Source organism: Corallococcus sp. CA049B, from assembly GCF_003611685.1.
GTDB classification, from domain to species: Bacteria; Myxococcota; Myxococcia; order Myxococcales; family Myxococcaceae; genus Corallococcus; species Corallococcus coralloides.
In genome coordinates this window covers 1-1,289 of sequence record NZ_RAWC01000452.1, presented here as the reverse complement: position 1 = coordinate 1,289, position 1,289 = coordinate 1, and the positions used below count along the sequence as shown (strand labels likewise).

Below are 1,289 nucleotides of genomic sequence, written 5' to 3'. Positions count from 1 at the left end.
GGGCTGCTGGGGCTGTCGGATGGGTCGACGAGCAGCCTGCGGATGGGGATGTCGCAGGCGGCGCTGGCGCTCTACGGGGTGCTGTACCTGTCGGTGGCGCTGCTGTTGGGGCGGATGCCGCGCTCGGGGCGGTTCGCGTCGCCGGTGTCGGTGCGGTTGCTCTACGTGCTGGTGGGAATCCTGGGGGCCGGCGTGCCGCCGCTGCTGGCGGTGTTCCTGAACCTGGAGGGGCGCGATGAGTTGCTCAACCTGCTCAACCCGATATTGGGGACGCTGAACTTCGGCAAATACGACTACAGCGACCCGAGCGGTCTCAAGCTGCCGCCGGAGCTGCTCCTGTGCGTGGCGCTGGTGGCGTTCCTGTCGGCGTTCGCCGCGGACCGGGTGCTCGCCGCACGCGAGCGGCAGGCCCACCAGCAGTGAGCGCGATGTTGGATGAGGCGGAGGTGGCGCGCCTGACGCCGGGGTTGAGCCTGGCGCTGCCGCGTTTGCCGCAGCGGGGACGGGTGGGCGAGGTGCGCGCCACGTCCGCGGGCAGCGCGATGGAGCTGCACGACTTCCGCGCGTACCAGCCGGGGGATGACCTGCGGCAGCTGGACTGGAACGCGGTGGCGCGCACGGGGGAGCTGGTGCTGCGCGTGCGGCAGGACGAGGTGTCGCCGCGCGTGGAGGTGGTGCTGGACGGTTCGCGCAGCATGGGGCTGTCGCCTCGCAAGGCGGCGGGGGCGCGTGAGGTGGCGCTGCTGACGGTGGAGGTGGGCGGACGGCAGGGGCTGACGCCGACGCTGCTGTGGGGCGGGGCACGGTCGGAACGGGTGCAGGGGCCGGCGTGCCGCGCGGCGCTGCGAGGGGCGGAGTTCGAGGCGCGGGATGACCTGGCGTCGGCGCTGGGGCGGCTGCCGCCGTTGCGGCCGTGTGGCCTGCGGGTGGTGGTGAGCGACTTCCTCTTCGAGACGGACCTGGAGGCGCTGTGTGCCCGGCTGTCTCGAGGAGCGTCGGCGCTGTTCCTGGTGCAGGTGCTGGACGCGGAGGACCTGGAGCCGTCGGGCGGTGAGGGTGCTCGGCTGGTGGACGCGGAGAGCGGCGTGGCGCTGGAGGAGTTGCTGACGGACGAAGTGCTGGCCGCCTACGCCCGCCGCTTCGCGGAGCACCAGCGTGCGCTGCGAAGCGCGGCGGTGCGGGCGCGGGGAACGCTGCTCACCGTGAACGCGGCTGAAGGGCTGCGGGCGCAGGTGGCGGGGCCGCTGCGCGCGTTGTTCGTGGCGGGAGGCGGGGCGTGAGCCTGGGGG

General features: G+C 73.5%; 1 protein-coding gene and 1 pseudogene. Both read left to right on the top strand.

Annotated features, from left to right (window positions below):
• A pseudogene (locus D7W82_RS39660) lies at positions 1-423 on the top strand (ABC transporter permease); the annotation flags it as partial.
• 5 nt (positions 424-428) lie between these two features.
• Positions 429-1,280: a DUF58 domain-containing protein gene (locus D7W82_RS39655; RefSeq protein ID WP_199728032.1), complete on the top strand. Its 852-nt coding sequence runs from the start codon at positions 429-431 to the stop codon at positions 1,278-1,280.
• Positions 1,281-1,289: the final 9 nt, after the last annotated feature.